General features: G+C 52.4%; 10 protein-coding genes. 8 read left to right on the forward strand and 2 right to left on the reverse strand.

Annotated elements, in window-relative coordinates; all coding sequences use genetic code 11:
* Together ABDW13_RS15545 and ABDW13_RS15550 are read left to right on the forward strand one after the other, a co-directional pair.
* A partial coding sequence (locus tag ABDW13_RS15545; RefSeq protein WP_343553463.1) for an Ig-like domain-containing protein occupies positions 1 to 3338 on the forward strand: 3338 nt, incomplete at its 5' end.
* A gap of 65 nt (positions 3339 to 3403) precedes the next feature.
* Positions 3404 to 4300: an OmpA family protein gene (locus ABDW13_RS15550; RefSeq protein WP_343553464.1), complete on the forward strand. Its 897-nt coding sequence runs from the start codon at positions 3404 to 3406 to the stop codon at positions 4298 to 4300.
* Positions 4301 to 4751: 451 nt separating this feature from the next.
* On the opposite strand, the gene ABDW13_RS15555 is transcribed toward ABDW13_RS15550, so the two are convergent.
* Both ABDW13_RS15555 and ABDW13_RS15560 read right to left on the reverse strand, forming a co-directional pair.
* A complete protein-coding gene (locus ABDW13_RS15555; protein WP_343553465.1) occupies positions 4752 to 5369 on the reverse strand; it encodes a response regulator transcription factor in 618 nt (205 codons plus the stop codon).
* Between the two features lie 99 nt (positions 5370 to 5468).
* A complete protein-coding gene (locus ABDW13_RS15560; protein ID WP_343553466.1) occupies positions 5469 to 9047 on the reverse strand; it encodes a transporter substrate-binding domain-containing protein in 3579 nt (1192 codons plus the stop codon).
* A gap of 296 nt (positions 9048 to 9343) precedes the next feature.
* Here ABDW13_RS15560 and ABDW13_RS15565 point away from each other — a divergent pair, with 296 nt between their 5' ends.
* The 6 genes from ABDW13_RS15565 to ABDW13_RS15590 all read left to right on the forward strand — a co-directional run bounded on the left by ABDW13_RS15565 (position 9344) and on the right by ABDW13_RS15590 (position 16546).
* Complete coding sequence (locus tag ABDW13_RS15565; RefSeq protein WP_343553467.1) at positions 9344 to 9745, forward strand: hypothetical protein; 402 nt, start codon at positions 9344 to 9346, stop codon at positions 9743 to 9745.
* 289 nt (positions 9746 to 10034) lie between these two features.
* Positions 10035 to 10835, forward strand: coding sequence for a DUF2846 domain-containing protein (locus ABDW13_RS15570; RefSeq protein ID WP_343553468.1), 801 nt, complete (start codon positions 10035 to 10037; stop codon positions 10833 to 10835).
* Between the two features lie 162 nt (positions 10836 to 10997).
* Complete coding sequence (locus tag ABDW13_RS15575) at positions 10998 to 12209, forward strand: Ig-like domain-containing protein (protein WP_343553469.1); 1212 nt, start codon at positions 10998 to 11000, stop codon at positions 12207 to 12209.
* A 40-nt stretch (positions 12210 to 12249) separates the two neighbouring features.
* Complete coding sequence (locus ABDW13_RS15580; protein ID WP_343553470.1) at positions 12250 to 12759, forward strand: hypothetical protein; 510 nt, start codon at positions 12250 to 12252, stop codon at positions 12757 to 12759.
* Between the two features lie 251 nt (positions 12760 to 13010).
* Positions 13011 to 15305, forward strand: coding sequence for a type I secretion system permease/ATPase (locus tag ABDW13_RS15585; protein ID WP_343553471.1), 2295 nt, complete (start codon positions 13011 to 13013; stop codon positions 15303 to 15305).
* Positions 15302 to 16546: an HlyD family type I secretion periplasmic adaptor subunit gene (locus ABDW13_RS15590; protein WP_343553472.1), complete on the forward strand. Its 1245-nt coding sequence runs from the start codon at positions 15302 to 15304 to the stop codon at positions 16544 to 16546. Before ABDW13_RS15585 ends, ABDW13_RS15590 begins: the two co-directional genes overlap by 4 nt.

The raw sequence follows: 16546 nt of genomic DNA on the forward strand, positions 1-16546 counted from the left end.
GCACCGCCACGGTGGCGGCAGACCGCAGCTGGAGTATTACGGTATCCCCGGCGCTGGCGCAGGGCGAACAGACCCTGACCGCGACCTTTGACGACGGCGTGCATCAGACGCAGAGCAACCCGTGGGTGGTGAACATTGACACGGTTGCTCCAGCGGTCGGCACCATTACCGAAATCTGGGACAACGTCGGCACCACCGGCGCGGTGGGCCGCGGCGAGGTAACGGACGATAACACGCCGACGGTGCGCGGCAGCGGTGAAGCGCTGAGCTGGGTGTACATCTATGACGGGCTGACCGGCACCACGGTGCTGGGCTCGACGCAGGTTCGTGCCGATGGCACATGGGAAGTAGAACTGAACCCGCTAGCGGATGGTACTTATAACTTTACCGCGCACTTCGTTGACCGGGCAGGTAACCCGTCAGCTGGTCGCGCCGAGTCATGGCCGGTAACCATCGATACCATTCCGCCAACCGGAACCATTACCGGCGCGGACAACGATATCGATCCGATTAACCTGATTCCGATCAGTAACGGCGGCCTAACCAACGATGCTACGCCGGTTATCCGCGGCACCGGTGAGATTGGCGCTCAAGTTATTTTGACCAATTTGTTCGGAGTTGAATTAGGCAGAGGGATTGTCGGCGGTGACGGTAGCTGGAGCATTATCGTTAACCCGGCATTAAGCGAAGGCAACACCACCATCACGGCTCACTTCTTTGACGGTGCGAACGAAGCGGTGAGTAACCCATGGACGATTGTAGTGGATACCGTGGCACCGCCAGTGGGCACCATTACTGAAATCTGGGACAACGTCGGCACCACCGGTGCGGTTGGCAGCGGTGAAAAGACCGATGACAACACACCAACTCTGCGCGGCAGCGGCGAGGCGTTGAGCTGGGTATACATTTACGACGGGCTGACCGGCACGACCTTGCTGGGATCGGTGCAGGTTCCGGCTTCGGGCAACTGGGAACTGGAACTGCCGGCTTTGGCGGACGGAACCTATAACTTCACCGCCGAGTTTGTTGATCTCGCGGGCAACGTGTCTGCGGGACGTGCACAATCCTGGCCGATCACCATTGATACCGTGCCGCCAGTCGGTGCTATCACCGGTGCAAGCAACGACATCGATCCGGCCAACTTGTTGCCAATCAGCAACGGCGGGCTGACTAATGATGCAACGCCAGTGATTCGTGGTACCGGTGAAGAGGGTGACATTGTGACCTTGCATGATCAGTCGGGCACGCCACGTGGATCCGCAGTTGTCGCAACTGACGGCACATGGAGCATTATCGTTACGCCAGCGCTGGGCGAAGGTGCGCACACGTTGACGGCGACCTTTGATGACGGCGTTAACCAGTCGGTCAGTGCGCCATGGGTGATTAACGTGGATACCATCGTGCCGGACGGCGAGATTACCTCGGCGACCAACGATAACGATCCGCTCAACCCGATTAGTGTGGCCAACGGCGGCGCAACCAACGACACCACGCCGGTGATCCGTGGTACCGGTGAAGTGGGCGCACAGGTAGTGCTGCGCGATCAAAATGACGTGGTACGTGGCACGGCAACGGTCGCGGGCGACGGCAGCTGGAGCATTACCATCACGCCTGCGCTGGCGGAAGGCGATTACACCCTGATCGCGCACTTTGATGATGGCGCCAACAAAGCGGTGAGTGATCCGTGGGTGGTGATTGTGGATACCACACCGCCGACCGGCAGCATTACGGAAATTGTGGACGATTTTGCCGGTACGCCAGGCTACGGCAGCACCGGATTGATTGGTGTGGATGGGCGCACCGATGATAATACGCCAACGATGCGCGGTACCACAGAAGCCAACGCATGGGTGTACATCTATGCTACCGATGGCGGCGCAGTGATTGGTTCGACACAGGCGAATGATCTTGGTGCTTGGGCGTTGACGCTGCCAACGCAGCGTGACGGTACTTACAGCTATAAGGCAGTATTTGTGGATGCTGCGGGTAACCGCAGTCCAGTGGTTGATTCATGGAATATCACCATTGATACCACGCCACCGGCAGTGGGCAGAATAACCGGGCTGTATGATAACGCAGGAAGTAGCACCGGCTTCCACTCGACGGGTAGCGGGCGCATCACTACCGATGACACCACACCGGAAATTCGCGGTACCGGTGCACAAGTCGGTGACTTGGTCATCCTTTGGAACGGCAGCACAGCAGTGGGTTCGGTACGAGTTACCGCATCGGATGGCTCCTGGAGCATTACGCCATCGCTTTCCATGAACAACAGTTATGATTTGACCGCGACCTTCCAGGACGATTTAGGCAACCGTAGCGGCCACACGTCTCCTGTTCAGATAAGGATCCAGGCGGATGCACCACTGTTCACCAGCGGATATGAAAACTTTGAATCTGTAAGCTGGGGCCAAGTATCAGGAACGGTAACTTATGCTAGTGGCTTAACGATAACTGGAAATTCAGTCAATCATGGCGGCTTCGTAACAGGTGTTAGGTCCAGTCGTGAAGGGACTGCTCACCCTGCAAATTCAGGGAATGCTGGATTCTATATCGCTGAACATTCCTTCATAAGTATGAGATTTGGTACTGGTACTAATAAGGTCTCATTTGACTACTCATACACTTCCGCGAGTCACAGAGTAGATTTTTATGACACGCGAGGGACGCTGCTGGGGTCACAATGGATGAATATAACTCAAGGATCGAGTTTTGCCTCGACAGGTGTTGGTACGATTAGCTTTACCGCTCCGGCGGGAAGTTTAATTGGGTATGTGAGGATGAATATAGGAGAAGAGCCTTTATCCACAGGTCCTGGTGAACCGATATGGGGGGGAGATGGTGGTATTATGATTGACAACATCCGTTGGGGAACTCTAGCCCGTTCAGCATTCTTATTAGAACCAGCAACCTCAATTGTTGAGGAAGAGAGCGAACTGGCAACTTTAGCGGCGATTGGCAGTACTGATGGGATGATTATTCTGGATGGCGTAAATCAGGAAATCAATCTCGGCAGTATCATTGCAGACGATCAGATACTTGAAGTGATCGATATTACCGGCAGCGGTGATAACACATTGACTCTGAGTCTGGGGGATATACTGACGCATGGTGAAAAGGATCTGTTTGTTGCCGATGGCACGGTGCAGATGATGATCAAAGGCGACGAAGGTGATGTGGTTAACCTCGACGATTTGATTAACGGATCTGATCCAGGCGACTGGGCGAAAGCGAGTGACATGGTTGAAGTGGCCGGCGTGCGTTATCAGGTGTTTACCCACAGCACCCATGACGCCGAGCTGTTGGTGCAGGAGGGCGTGCAAACCAACCTGATTTAACACAACACTACTGCAATCCCTTTAACTTAATTTCCGGCCCCCACATCGGGGGCCGTGGAGGAGTCATGAACTTTATTAAAACCAGCGCGCTGTCGCTGATGCTCAGCAGTGCCTTACTTAGCCTGACCAGTGCGCATGCGGCGCCGAAAGATCAGGCCTTTGCGCAGGCGTATCAGCCGGTCGCTAGCGTCGGTAAAAACCAGGCGCAGATTGTGTTCTACCGCGATGCCGATGGCCATAACGGCGGTGCCAACGTCTACGTGGATGGCGAGTTTCATTCGGCATTACTGCCGGACGGTTACACCAGCTTCTGTGTGGCGCCCGGTGTTCACACCCTCGGTGCATTCGTAAAAGATTCGCCGATCTATCAGGGAAAAAACGCGCAGCCGTGGCGCAGCAATCTGGAAGGCGGTAAAACCTACTTCCTGAAAGTCGGCGATGGCCTAAGCGGCTTGCCAAAAGCGCTGACGCGCGCCGATGCTGAAGCGGTGCTGAAAACCATGCGTATGCAGAACCACACGTTAACGCGTGCCTCGGCGGTTGAGGCCTGCCAGTACACCGAGAAGCAGTACAAGGATTACACCTTGTCGAGCGACGTATTGTTCGCCTTTGGCAAATCCGGTCGTGCGGATATCACCCGCAACGGCCATGCGGCAATCCGTGATTTGGTACAGCAGATCCGCCGTGAAAACACCACGCTGCGCAACGTGCAGGTGATTGGCCACACCGACCAGATCGGTTCCGCTGCGGCCAACGAAGCGCTGGGTCAGCGTCGCGCCGAAACCATCCGTTTATTAATGGTGCAGGCAGGTATTCCGGCGCGTGATATTACCGCGGCCAGTGCCGGTATGAATGAACCGCTGGTGCATGATTGCTATGGCAACAAAGCGCAGCAGATTGCCTGCTATGCGCCGAACCGTCGCGTGGCGATTCGCGTGGATGGCAGTAGCGAAGTGAATTGATCAATCCTTTATTTTTGGATTGAGGTGTAGCGATAATCAGGGCCGGGATTTCCGGCCCTTTTTTATTTTTGATGTGGTGAAAATGGGGCACCATAAATGGCTTGATCCTCGTCAGAAAAGGATTTGTAACCGGAATTCTAAAGCGCACGTATCGTAGCGGCGCGATTTATCGCGTTGTGTTGACCTTTGAAAATCAACAGAACGCGATAAATCGCGCCGCTACGAAATTGTGCGGTGATTGATGATCTCCATTTAAAGTGGCTAAGGCGTACAGGATTGCCTGGCATAGCGCAATAAATTTCGCCGCTACGATAGGTACGGTTAATGATAACAAGGCGAGGTATAACAGAATGCGCCAGAATAAGTTTTAACTATCCTGGCGATCAGCGGTGGGAACGTGAAATGACTTGGCTGTGTAAAATCAATATGTGATCCCTGGCGGGTCGAAAAATTAAAATATGAAATTCCTGCGGGCTAAATCAACGATATCAATAAAGTTATTCGCCGATGTCTTTTGCATCATCTTAATTTTATAGGTGCTGATGGTTTTATTACTAAGATCTAATGCTTCAGAAATTTCTTTAATCGACTTTCCTGCGCCAAACAGACGTAATACCTGAAATTCACGTTTGCTGAGCGAAGCGAGCAGGCGGGCATCATTAGGATATTTCATTCGATGGGTAAACTGGCTGCTGCAATAAGCATGTTTCCCCTGGTTAATTTCATCTATCGAGTCAAAGAGGGTCTTCAGCGGCCACGATTTACATACATAACCTTCAAAGCCCATTTGCAACGAGAGTTGAATATGATAGTGGCTCTCGGAGATGGATAAAATTAAGATTTTGAGGCGTGGATTGTAATGGCGTAATAATTCCAGTTTTTCGTTGACAAAATGATCCTGAAATAGCGGTTCAATGATCAACAGTTGTGGTTTGTGATTGATGCCGCTAAGAAACATGGCATCGACATTATCAGCCTCAAAAGCGACTTGATAACCCTTTTCCGTCAGGATGTTTTTCAATCCGCGACGGATAAGTGGGTTGCTGTCTATAACAGAAATACTGTTCATCCGTAATTAAACCTCCCATAAATAAGCGTAAAATACTCTAACATGGCTATTTCATAGGAGGACCAAGACGGGTCTTTGAATAAATGTACCTAAAATGCTTTATTCAGATTTAAGTTTTACTTCCAACCGTTCTACGCAATCAATCACAGTAATTAATGCCTGATCCAGTTGCTGATCGCTGTAGTTTTCATCCTGACTGATATTTTCCAGCCATTCACTGGCCTGCTCCAGTTCTGTCGCCTGCATAATGCGCGCGCCACCCAACAACCGATGCGCCATTTTGGCGATTTGTGATCGATCGCGTTGTGCCACCTGATCAATAAGTTTATTGAGATCGCTGCGATTGGTTCGAATGACTTCATCATGGAGGAAGCGTCTGGCTTGTTTACGCTTCTCTTCATCTGGCAGTGGAAGGTTGAGCGGTTGTTGCTGCAAGCCAAGCAAGCGATTAACGGTTTCATGCAGTTGCTTGCTGCGAATCGGCTTAAACAGACAATCGCTCATGCCGGCTTGCAAACATTGCTCCACCACACTGGATTGTGCGTGGGCGGTTAGCCCCAGTACCGGGCGCGGTGCGATGCCCAATTGCTGTTCGCGCTGACGGATTCGCTGCGTCAGCTCAAAACCATCCATGCCTGGCATGGTGATATCGGTGATGATCAAATGGATGCTGCTATCGGCTTCAAACATGGCCAATGCTTGCTGGCCACTTTCAGCGGCGCTGACGTGATGACCCATCATCTCCAATTGCTGCGTCAATAACAGCCGATTGGGGCTGTGATCATCCACTATCAGCACATGTAGCGATTGAAGGCTGCTGGCGGTAGCGATGATTTGGGCTTCAGGTTCACAGGTAGGTGCGCTGAAATAGAAAATGAAGCTGGCACCTTCGCCCAGTTCGCTCTCCACCTGCAATTCTCCCGACATCAAATCGGCCAGGCGGCGGCAGATGCTTAACCCAAGCCCGGTGCCTTGACGGGCTTTGCGTCCTTCAACCTGTACAAAAGGCGCGAAAATACGCTCTTGCTGCTCCGGCGATAAGCCCTGACCGCTATCGGTGACATCAATCACTAAATCGACCTTACCTGCGTCACTATCTGGCGCTTGATAAACACTGACCGTGACGCTGCCGCTGTCGGTAAATTTGATCGCGTTGCTGACCAGGTTTGAGACGATTTGAGTGACCATTAGCGGATCAAGCAGATAGTGGCTGTGTTCCAGCTCAACATCTAATGTCAGTGCCAGACCTTTTTCATGTGCGCGGTTAGTGAACAGCTGCACCACGCTCACCACCAATTGTGGCAGCTCAATGCAAGTCGGTTGTAGTTGATAGGTGCCGGATTCGATCTTGGACAGATCAAGAATGTCGCCAATCAACAGCAACAGCGCTTTGGCCGATTCCCATGCCACGCGCACGTTCTCATTGCTGATGCCGTGCTGCTGATGATCTTTTACCTCCAGTTCCAGCAAGCCAATAATCGCGTTCATCGGCGTACGAATTTCGTGGCTCATGCTGGAGAGGAACACGCTTTTCGATTCATTCGCCAGCACCGCTTCATCCTTGGCATGACGCAGATCGCTCACCAGCTTTTCTTTTTCGGTGATATCCAACCAGCCACCAATCACGCCGACCACCTCGCCGTTGGCATCGCGCCACGGCACTATCCAGTGATGGACAAAGCTGATCGCGTTATTGAGCATGAGTGGACCTTCATAAATCTCCGGGGCGCCGCCAGCCATCACCCGATCCACAATGGTTTTCAGCCGATCTTTGACCTGTGCGTCAAGTTGATCGCTTTCAAGCAGTAAATCCGCTAAGGCCTGGTCTGCATCATCATTTAACGCCAGACGCAGAGCGGGATTGGAATGGATTAAGCGCTGATCACGGTCAAGGACATACAGCGCAATCGGCGAGGCATCAATCAGTGTGCGCACAAAGGTCAACTGATCCAATAAGGCACGACGCGCGCTTTCACGTTGGCGACTGATGTTATGAATGTGGCGGTTCCACAGTAATAGCAATGCAATGACGAGTGCGACACCGACGGCGACTTTGATGATCACGTCCTGCCAATCGCGCCAGGAAGGTTGTCGCGCTATATCCGCATGCGGCTGCCAATTGATATAAATCCGGCGCAGTAATTCGGGAGGTACGTCGAGCAGGGCTTTATTCATGATGCCAATCAGCTGCGTATTGCTCGGGTTGGCACCCATGGCAATGGTGCCCGGCGAATTACCCAGTGCGATGCCCACGCGCAAATTGCTGTCCGGTTTGGTGGCTAACAGGAAATCGGCATCATATTGCGTGGTCACCATTCCCGCGACGTCACCTTTGCTCAGCAAGTCGTAACCTTGTTGGGCGGTGTTAGTGGTCACCAAATTGATTTCTGGATAGTACTTGTGTAACCACGTTGCCAACGGATTGAATTCTGTGACGGCAATCTTCTGGCCGCGCAAAGGCGTCAGGTCAGCTAACGGCGGCGTTGCGGCCGATACCATCAGTACGGCAGGAGCAATCATGTAGGGGCGGGTAGTAATGACATTCCAGGTGGTTTCAATATCAGGAATCACCGGCACCGTTGCGTAAAGCGCGTCCGGATTGTTTTGCCCTAATCTTAATAATTCACTGCGTCCCTGAGCGGCGACAAAATTGAATTTCATGCCATAGCGCGCGCTCAATAACTTAAATAAATCAACTGCCGCACCATCGAGTTGACCATTTTTATTAATAAACGCATTGGGGGCGGTTGAAGCGTTAAATAACACCGTGAGCACCGGATGCGTGCGCAGCCAATTTTGTTCTTCGGTGGTTAACGCCAGGGGATTGGCTTTCGCCACATGATCGCTGTTCAATCCCCAACGCGTGGCGATGCCGATACGGCTGGCTAAGGGTATACGTCCCAATGTTTCGTTAATGGCGCGTAATAACAGGGGATCGCTACTTTTTACACCAAAAGAGAGGTTGAGATTGCTGAGTACCGGGCTGTTGAGCACCTGCAATTTATCAGCAAAACCATAGGTGATCAGATATTCAGCGGAGGCGCGATTGATCCAGGCCGCCTGGCTTTGCCCCCACGCCACCGATGTCACCGCATTAACATAGCTGGGTTCAGCTTTCAGCGTGGAGCCGGGGTATTCCTGCGCTAGCACATCCTGACGACTATTATTCGCAATATAGCTCAGGGTTTTGCCTTTTAAGGAATCAGGCGTTATTGCGCCAGTTTCATTGCGCAGTAATAAGGCAGAATGATCCAGTAACCAAGGTGTCGAAGCCAGAATATCGTTTTCAGGATACACATCGGGATTGAAGGCGCTGAGCATATCGACTTCTCCCGCGCGCAACGCTTGCTGCGCCAACTCAGCACTGGGAAAACGCATAACCTCGACTTTGACATCCATCGCGCGTTCCAGCACGTGCAGATAATCCGCCGCCATTCCTTCATAGGTGCTGGGATCGTTATCCATATAAATCGGCGGCTGTGCCGGTTGCCAGACAGCGACTTTAATAATCGGATGTTGAACTAACCACTGTTTTACCGGCGCGGAAAAATTTATATCTGGCGTTATCACTTCGCTATGAGGCTGCAAGGTTAAGGATTGCGGGGCGGCAAACACCGAACAACACATCACACTTAACAACAGCAGAAATTGTCCTTTAACCATGATGTGTCGCAGCATAAAAGTCGGGTCCTATTGGCGTGCTTTCTAACTCAGTGAAAGTTAAGCAAGTATTATGCAGTGATTCTTGCATGATGAAGGTTATTGTAGACAGTTATCTCTTTCAACATAAAGGAATTAAAGCGCATTGGATTAATCAATCTTTTTTTTGTAGGTTTGATAGCAGAAGGTATAAACCAAGATGCATCTTGTTTCCCGCGTGCAAGAAAATTCCTAAACTCCCCGGCATATTCTGATAACCCACTTTCCTGATGGAAAAGGTTATCAATCATCCTCAGCAATCAATTGGAAATGAAATGAAGAAGATATTCCCCGCCGTTACTGTCGTGTTCCTTTTATCAGGTTGCGTCGCCAGCCAAAAATCGGCTCCTGCTAATTTATCGCCTGTCACGCCGGTGGCTGCTGCGGGCGCGCCGAAGGTTAACGTGGCGGAATCGCAGACGAAAGATTACGCCTCGCGCCTGATGCAGTGCCGCGCAGAGTTGGATGCATTGCAGACCTATAATGTCGCGCAGCATCAGCAGTTCAAGGCTGAATTTGAGAAGACCGCCGGACATCTGAAAAAATACCTCGAAGTGAAAAATGGTATTGGTAGCGATGTGAATGACCTGGCGATGCCGAAATATCAATTTGCCATCCGCGATGTGTGCTTCCGTATTAAAACGCAACTGGCAAGCAGTATTGTTAAAGCGGCATAAGGTTCAGCCATCAATAATTAAATTAACGCTTCGCATTGAATGCACGCTTTTTAATCAAGCCTGGGCGTAATCCGGGATGAGTCTTGTTCCCCCTGTTGGTGCTAACTATTACGCTGACGTTGGTTAACAGAACACGGTGGATTTGACCTCCGTAAAAACTAAGACGGCAGTTTTTCCTGAAGCGGGCTGGCTTAGATTAATAAATCCACGCTGACTGTTACCTTTACTTGTTATTCTTTTTGCGGCGTTTAACGCCGCATTTTTTTAACAGCAATGAAGGGAATCGGTTATGCCTGCCTTACGTTATCAGCTAATAAAAAGCATTATGTTTGCTGGCTTAATGTTGCCCGCTGCGGCTCACAGCCAATCTTTTGGTGAACCTTATCGAGCGCAGCAAAAAGTCACCGCTGAATTAAGCCAGATTATCTTCTATCGGCAAAATGCCGCCGTCACCGCCTATGGCGGCGCGTCCGTTTATCTTGATGGCAAGATGCACACCAGTTTGCTGCCCGGCGGCTACACCGCCTTCTGCGTTCAGCCCGGCGCGCACACGTTAGGCGTGCGCTTAAGTTCATCACTCATCGCCGCGGGTCAACAAAACGCGCCGTTTCACACGAACACGAAAGCAGGGAAAACCTATTTTTTTCGTATCGATGAACAGGCGTTAATGAATCAGCCAGCCGAGGCGCGCAGTGCGGCGGCGGGGGATGAACTGTTGCAAACCCGACGCCAATCGCATCTGTTATCTCGCGCCACGTCGATCGTTCCCTGTGCCTATGACTACACCCGGACACAACCGCGCATCGATTACCTGCTGCCCAGCGACTCCCTTTTTTTGCCTGATAACCGTTTGTCACAACGCGGCCGTGAAGCGATTGGCGATCTGGCGGTGCAGATTCGGCGCAATCATAGTTGGATCAACCAGGTGCGTATCATCGATACCGCTATCAATCACGCAGCCAATGACCGGCAAATGCGTGAAACACAGCTGCGACAAGCACTGATCGAAGCCGCATTGCCTGCCAACAGTATAAAGTTTGTGCGGGATACCCAGCCGCAGCAGAGTCTTATTATTCTGCAAGTTGACTAAAAGGCCGATCCTTGCAGCAATCCTCAGGCCATCCAAGACCCGTCTCGTAGTGGTTGATTCTGCATCAATACAGAATTGTCTTGTAGCGCCGGATGGTGAGTGACCCGCCCGGTAATGAGATAGGTGTGGCGTGTTGATGGCACGCAGATGAGGACAAACAGTATGAAAATTCATCCCCTGACAGCGGCTGTGGTGACAGCGACCACGCGGATGCAGCAAAGCGGCCATTCAGACCTGAAAAGTCAGGGTTGGGCCGAGAGTAACGAATTAGTTAAGTCGCTGAATCAAGCCAATGGAATGACCAGTCTGCACGGCTTGGTGGTGCACGGCGCGGCATGTGCCTCATTACTGGCGTTGGGCAGCATGGCAGCAATCGGGCGGGAAAGTGGCTATGAACTGATTATGGCGCGCGCGAGCAATGTTGTGCCCAAAGCCTCATTGAGCGGCTATGAGTCGGTCGCTGGCACAGTGGCGAAGCCAAACTATCCAGAAAACGTGCCGGAAGTATTAGCCGAACAAAAGCCGGCTGTTGGCGGGTTTGTCGGTCAACCCGCTGTGCTTGAGCTGCCTGATGAGACAGATGAAATACTTACGGTAGAACACACTTTTATCAACAGCGCCACCTCCAATCCTGGAGCTTTGATGTTACTGGAGGAAGCAGAGCAGTGGTCTTCGTCAGCGGAAAACCCTATTGCGAGCGCCTTAGCCACCAGTTTCAGTTTTGAACTGCTCAATCAGATGCACGAAGGCAGAATTTTGCGTGACAATCGCCCGCATTTTGCCGGTAAGGCACAGCCTGGCAGCTTGATTGAATTGCTCGACCAGCACGGTGACGTAGTAGGCAGCAGTTGGGTTGATAGCAACGGCATGTGGCACATCACCCCCATGATGCCGTTGGCAAACGGCGAATATGATTTCAGCCTGTACGCCACCTATGCTAACGGCGTGCGCGAGTTGGTTGCTCCACCGATTCATCTGGTTATCGCGGTCGAAGGGCCGGTTTTGCAAAGCGTCATTGAGGCAAGTGAGTCGCCCTCGTTGAGCCTGATGCCATTGATCGACAGCGAAGCTGAGCTCAATTTGACGCTTATCCTGCCGGTTGAACCCGAACCGGTGCAGCACAATTTTGCCTTTGGCTTTGGCGAGCTGCTGCCGATGAGCGAGCCAGAACTGCTGATCAGCGAGCCGGTCACGGATGAATTCGTTAATCTGGATGAATCCGCGTTGCAACAACTGTTGCACCCTGAAGGTGGCATTACCCTGTGGGAACAGCAAGAAGATTTAGCGCTGTTGGCGCTGGACTATTCACCGTCTGCGGCCATCGGCAGTAGCGATCCGTTGTTTGCCGATCTGATAACCAATAACGACGACTAAATGGAGCCAGGATGCGCAAGCACGCATCCGTAATTAGCGTATGAAAATGAAGATCACCGTTGTGCTGTTAGCGTGTTTTGTCGCAACCCAGGTATCGGCCAGTGAATCTACACCGGTGAAACCCGCGGTGCTGGAAAATAGTTTTGCTGATGGAACATCAGACGCGAATCAGGTGAGAGTCGTCTATTACCGCAAGGAAGATCGCGTTGCTGATGGTGTAGCAAATCTGTATATCAACGGTGAATTTCACTCTGCACTATTGCCCAACAGCTATAACGTTTTTTGTCTTGAACCGGGGCGCCATTTTATTGGTGCCTGGTTTAATGAATCGCCACACTATTTAGGCAAAGAAGCGCCGACCCAGGAATATCACTTGCGTGCCGGTGAGACGGTTTTTCTGCGTGTTGATGCGCAATTTAATGGCCGCTCAATCGTCAAAAATGATCAACAACTCCGTGTCGAATCAGCGGGATTAGAAAAGAGTATTCACATGCTGTCCCGCGCAACATCGGTTATTCCTTGTCAGAGTGGTGTTTTCAGTCTTGAGTAAGCTACCAGGCGAATAAACCACCCGTCATCCTCACTCGTTTATTAACACATCTTATTGTTAATCATCCTTATTTCGGCCGCTACAACAGGTGGTTGAAGTAAGGATTTTTTCTACCATTTTATTGCGTATCTCAATCCATCCAAGACCCGGCTTGTATAAGAAAATAGCCCGGTCTGTAAGACTATTCTCAATTCGCAGGTTAATTCCTGCACAGAGATTGTCACTGATGAAACACCGACTGAGATGCTGAAATGGACGCGAATACGCTGACCGAGCAACAACAATCTGAACTACACGCCAATGCACGCGTGCAAACGCGCGTTGACGATACGCTTCTGCAAAGCCTCTCCTGGGTTTGCCGTCATTATGGCTTGGGTAAAAGTGACGATGCGCTGATGGCCGGTCTGCCGAAAGGCACCTTGCTGACGCCGTCATTGGCGTTGAAAGCACTGGAAAATGCCGGTATGACGGGCGGCTTGGTGGAGCGCCAAGCCTGGGAACTGCCAGAGCAGGTGATGCCAATCATCCTGGTTCGTAACGGACAAGGCGGGAGTCTGTTAATTGGGCGCGAACGTCGTAAAAACGACGAAGACAAAATGACGCTCTATTACCAGCTGATCATGCCGGAAGTGAGTGCCTCACCGGTCGAGATTACCCACGAAGAGTTGATGGAATGGTATTCCGGCTACGCCATTCTGGTAAAACCGACAGCGAAAGTGGATCCGCAGGTGGCGGACGATTTGCCGCATGACCAGAAGCATTGGTTATTCAGTACGTTGTGGGTTTATCGCCGCTATTACCGCAGTGCCGCCCTGGCCGCGGTGTTAGTGAACGTGTTGGCGCTCGCCAGCATTTTCTTCACCATGAACGTCTACGATCGCGTTATTCCTAATCAGGCGTTCGTGACTTTGTGGTCATTGGCGATTGGTGTGGTGATCGCCATGTTGTTTGAAGCCATCACCCGCTATGTGCGTGCACACCTGCTGGATGTAGCCGGTAAAAAAGCCGACCTGATACTCGGTAGCGTATTGTTCCGCCAGGCGCTGGCGGTGCGCATGGAGAATAAACCGTCGTCATCCGGTCTGTTTGCCAACCAGCTTCGTGAGTTTGAATCAGTACGTGATTTCGTCTCTTCCGCCACCTTAGCCGCCATCTCCGATCTGCCGTTTGTGTTGCTGTTTGTGGCGGTGATCTTCTTTATTGGCGGCCCGTTAGGCTGGGTGCCGTTGATGATGATCCCTACCATCATTCTGGTCAGCCTGATTATTCAGTGGCCGCTGAAGAAGATCATGCGTAGCAACTTGCAGGAAGCTTCGCTGAAACAGGGCGTATTAATCGAATCCATCGAAGGTATGGAAACACTGAAAGCGGTAGCGGGTGAAGCACACATGCAGCGTCGCTGGCAGAACTTCAGCGCGATGCAGGCGACCAGCAGCATGAAATCCAAGCGCATCTCCACCGGTGCCATGGGCGCAGTCACTTTCCTGCAACAGTTCCAAACCGTGCTGTTGATCGTTATCGGTGTTTATCTGATTTCCGATGGCACGCTGACCATGGGTGCGCTGATTGCCACGGTGATGCTTTCGGGCCGTGCGACTGCGCCGCTGGGGCAAGTAATGGGATTGGCGGTGCGTTTCCAGCAGGCTAAAGCTGCGCTGGATTCGCTCAACAAGCTGATGGAGATGCCGACCGACCGCGATCCAGAGCAAAACTATTTACCGCAGCCAGAGCTGAACGGCGACGTCGAGCTGAAAGGCATCGGTTTCTCTTACCCGGCACCGCCGATGCGCCCCAACCCAGAAATCCTCACCGATATCTCATTCAGCATTAAAGCGGGTGAACGCGTTGCCATTCTTGGCCGTATCGGCAGCGGCAAATCCACGCTGCTGCGCATCATGGCGCGCCTCTACCAACCGGTGAAAGGGCAGGTGTTTGCCGGCGGGTTGGACGTGAATCAGGTTGATCCGGCAGATTGGCGCCGTTCCGTTGGCTATGTCGGTCAGGATGCGCGTCTGTTCTACGGCACGCTGCGTGAAAACGTAATGATCGGCCAGCCGGATGCCACCTCCAGCGAACTGTTGCGCGTACTGTGCCTGACCGGGCTGGATCAGGTAGCCGCGCGTCATCCAAGTGGCATCAATTTGCCGGTAGGCGAGCACGGTAACGCGCTGTCGGGCGGTCAACGTCAGTTAGTGTCGCTGGCCCGCACGCTGCTGCTCCGTCCTAAAGTGCTGCTGTTGGATGAACCGACCAGCGCGATGGATAACCAGACAGAAGCAATTTTCCTCGAACATCTCAAGCGCGCCACGGCCGACCAAACCCTGGTGGTGGTGACGCATCGTCCGTCACTGCTGGCGCTGGTTAACCGCATCATCATCGTCGAGAACGGCAAAGTGGTCGCTGACGGCCCGAAAGAGAAAGTATTGGCCAGCCTGCGTGGCGAGGCCGCTAAGGCTGAAGCGCAAGCCAAGCCGATTGCTAAACCCCAAGCGTCTGCCAATGAGCCGGTTAATCCGCAGGCACCAGCGCAGGAGAAAACCGTATGAAATGGCCCCGTTTAGGCAGCGGCAAAAAGAAGAAAACCGTAACCGCCGCCGATGCCCAATTTATGAATGACATCCAGGAATCGCTGATGTCGCAAAGCACGCCGGGTTCGCGTCTGGTGCTGCTGATGGTGATGATTATTTTCAGTACCGCCATTATCTGGGCCGGTCTGGCGCGGGTTGAAGAGATCACGCGCGGCGATGCCACCATCATTTCGAAGAGCCGCGAACAGGTTATTCAGAGTCTTGAAGGCGGGATTCTGGCTGAGATGAATGTGCGCGAGGGCGATGTGGTCGAGCAGGGGCAAACGCTGCTACAGATTGACCCGACGCGCGCGCAATCCAGCTACCGCGAAGTGCTGAATAAAGTGATCGGCCTGAAAGCCACCATTACGCGTTTGCGTGCCGAAGCTTACCAACTGCCGTTGAAATTTGACGAGCAGGTGATGTCGGATCCGGCGGTGGTGCAGCAGGAAACGCGTGCATATAACTCGCGCATTAAGGCACTGAACGAGAGCGTTGAAGCGTTGCAGCGCAGCTATGCGTTGTCGATGCGTGAAGTGACACTGGCCGAACCGCTGGCAAAACGCGGGTTAATGTCGGAAGTTGAACTGCTACGTATGCGTCGTTCCGCCAACGATTTGTTGTCGCAAGTGGTTGAACGTAAAAACCGTTTTCAGGCGGAAGCCAATTCGGAATTGATCAAACTCGAGCTGGAATTGTCGCAGACCACTGAGAATCTGGTGGGTCGCTCTGACGTGTTGGATCGCACCAGCATCAGCGCACCAGTGCGCGGCACGGTGAAGAACGTCCGCGTGAACACTATCGGTGGGGTGATTCAGCCGGGTGAACACATCATGGAAATCGTCCCGCTGGAAGATCAGTTGCTGGTGGAAGGCAAAATCCGTCCGTCAGATGTCGCCTTCTTACGTCCTGGTTTACCGGCGATGGTCAAGATCACCGCCTATGACTACGCGATTTATGGCGGTTTGACCGGCAAGGTGGAATTCATTAGTCCCGATACCTTGAAGGACGATCAGAAATCTGCCGCTGGACGTCCAGACGATACCTACTATCGCGTCATGGTACTAACCGATCACAGCTCGTTGAACGCGGGCGGTAAAGCGTTGCCGATTATTCCGGGCATGATTGCCACGGTAGAGATTCGCACCGGTGAAAAAACCATCCTCGACTACCTGCTGAAACCGGTGATGAAAGCCCGTGAAGCGTTTCGTGAGCGTTAA

This window comes from Pantoea sp. (assembly GCF_039594315.1).
In the GTDB taxonomy this organism is placed as follows: Bacteria; Pseudomonadota; Gammaproteobacteria; order Enterobacterales; family Enterobacteriaceae; genus Pantoea.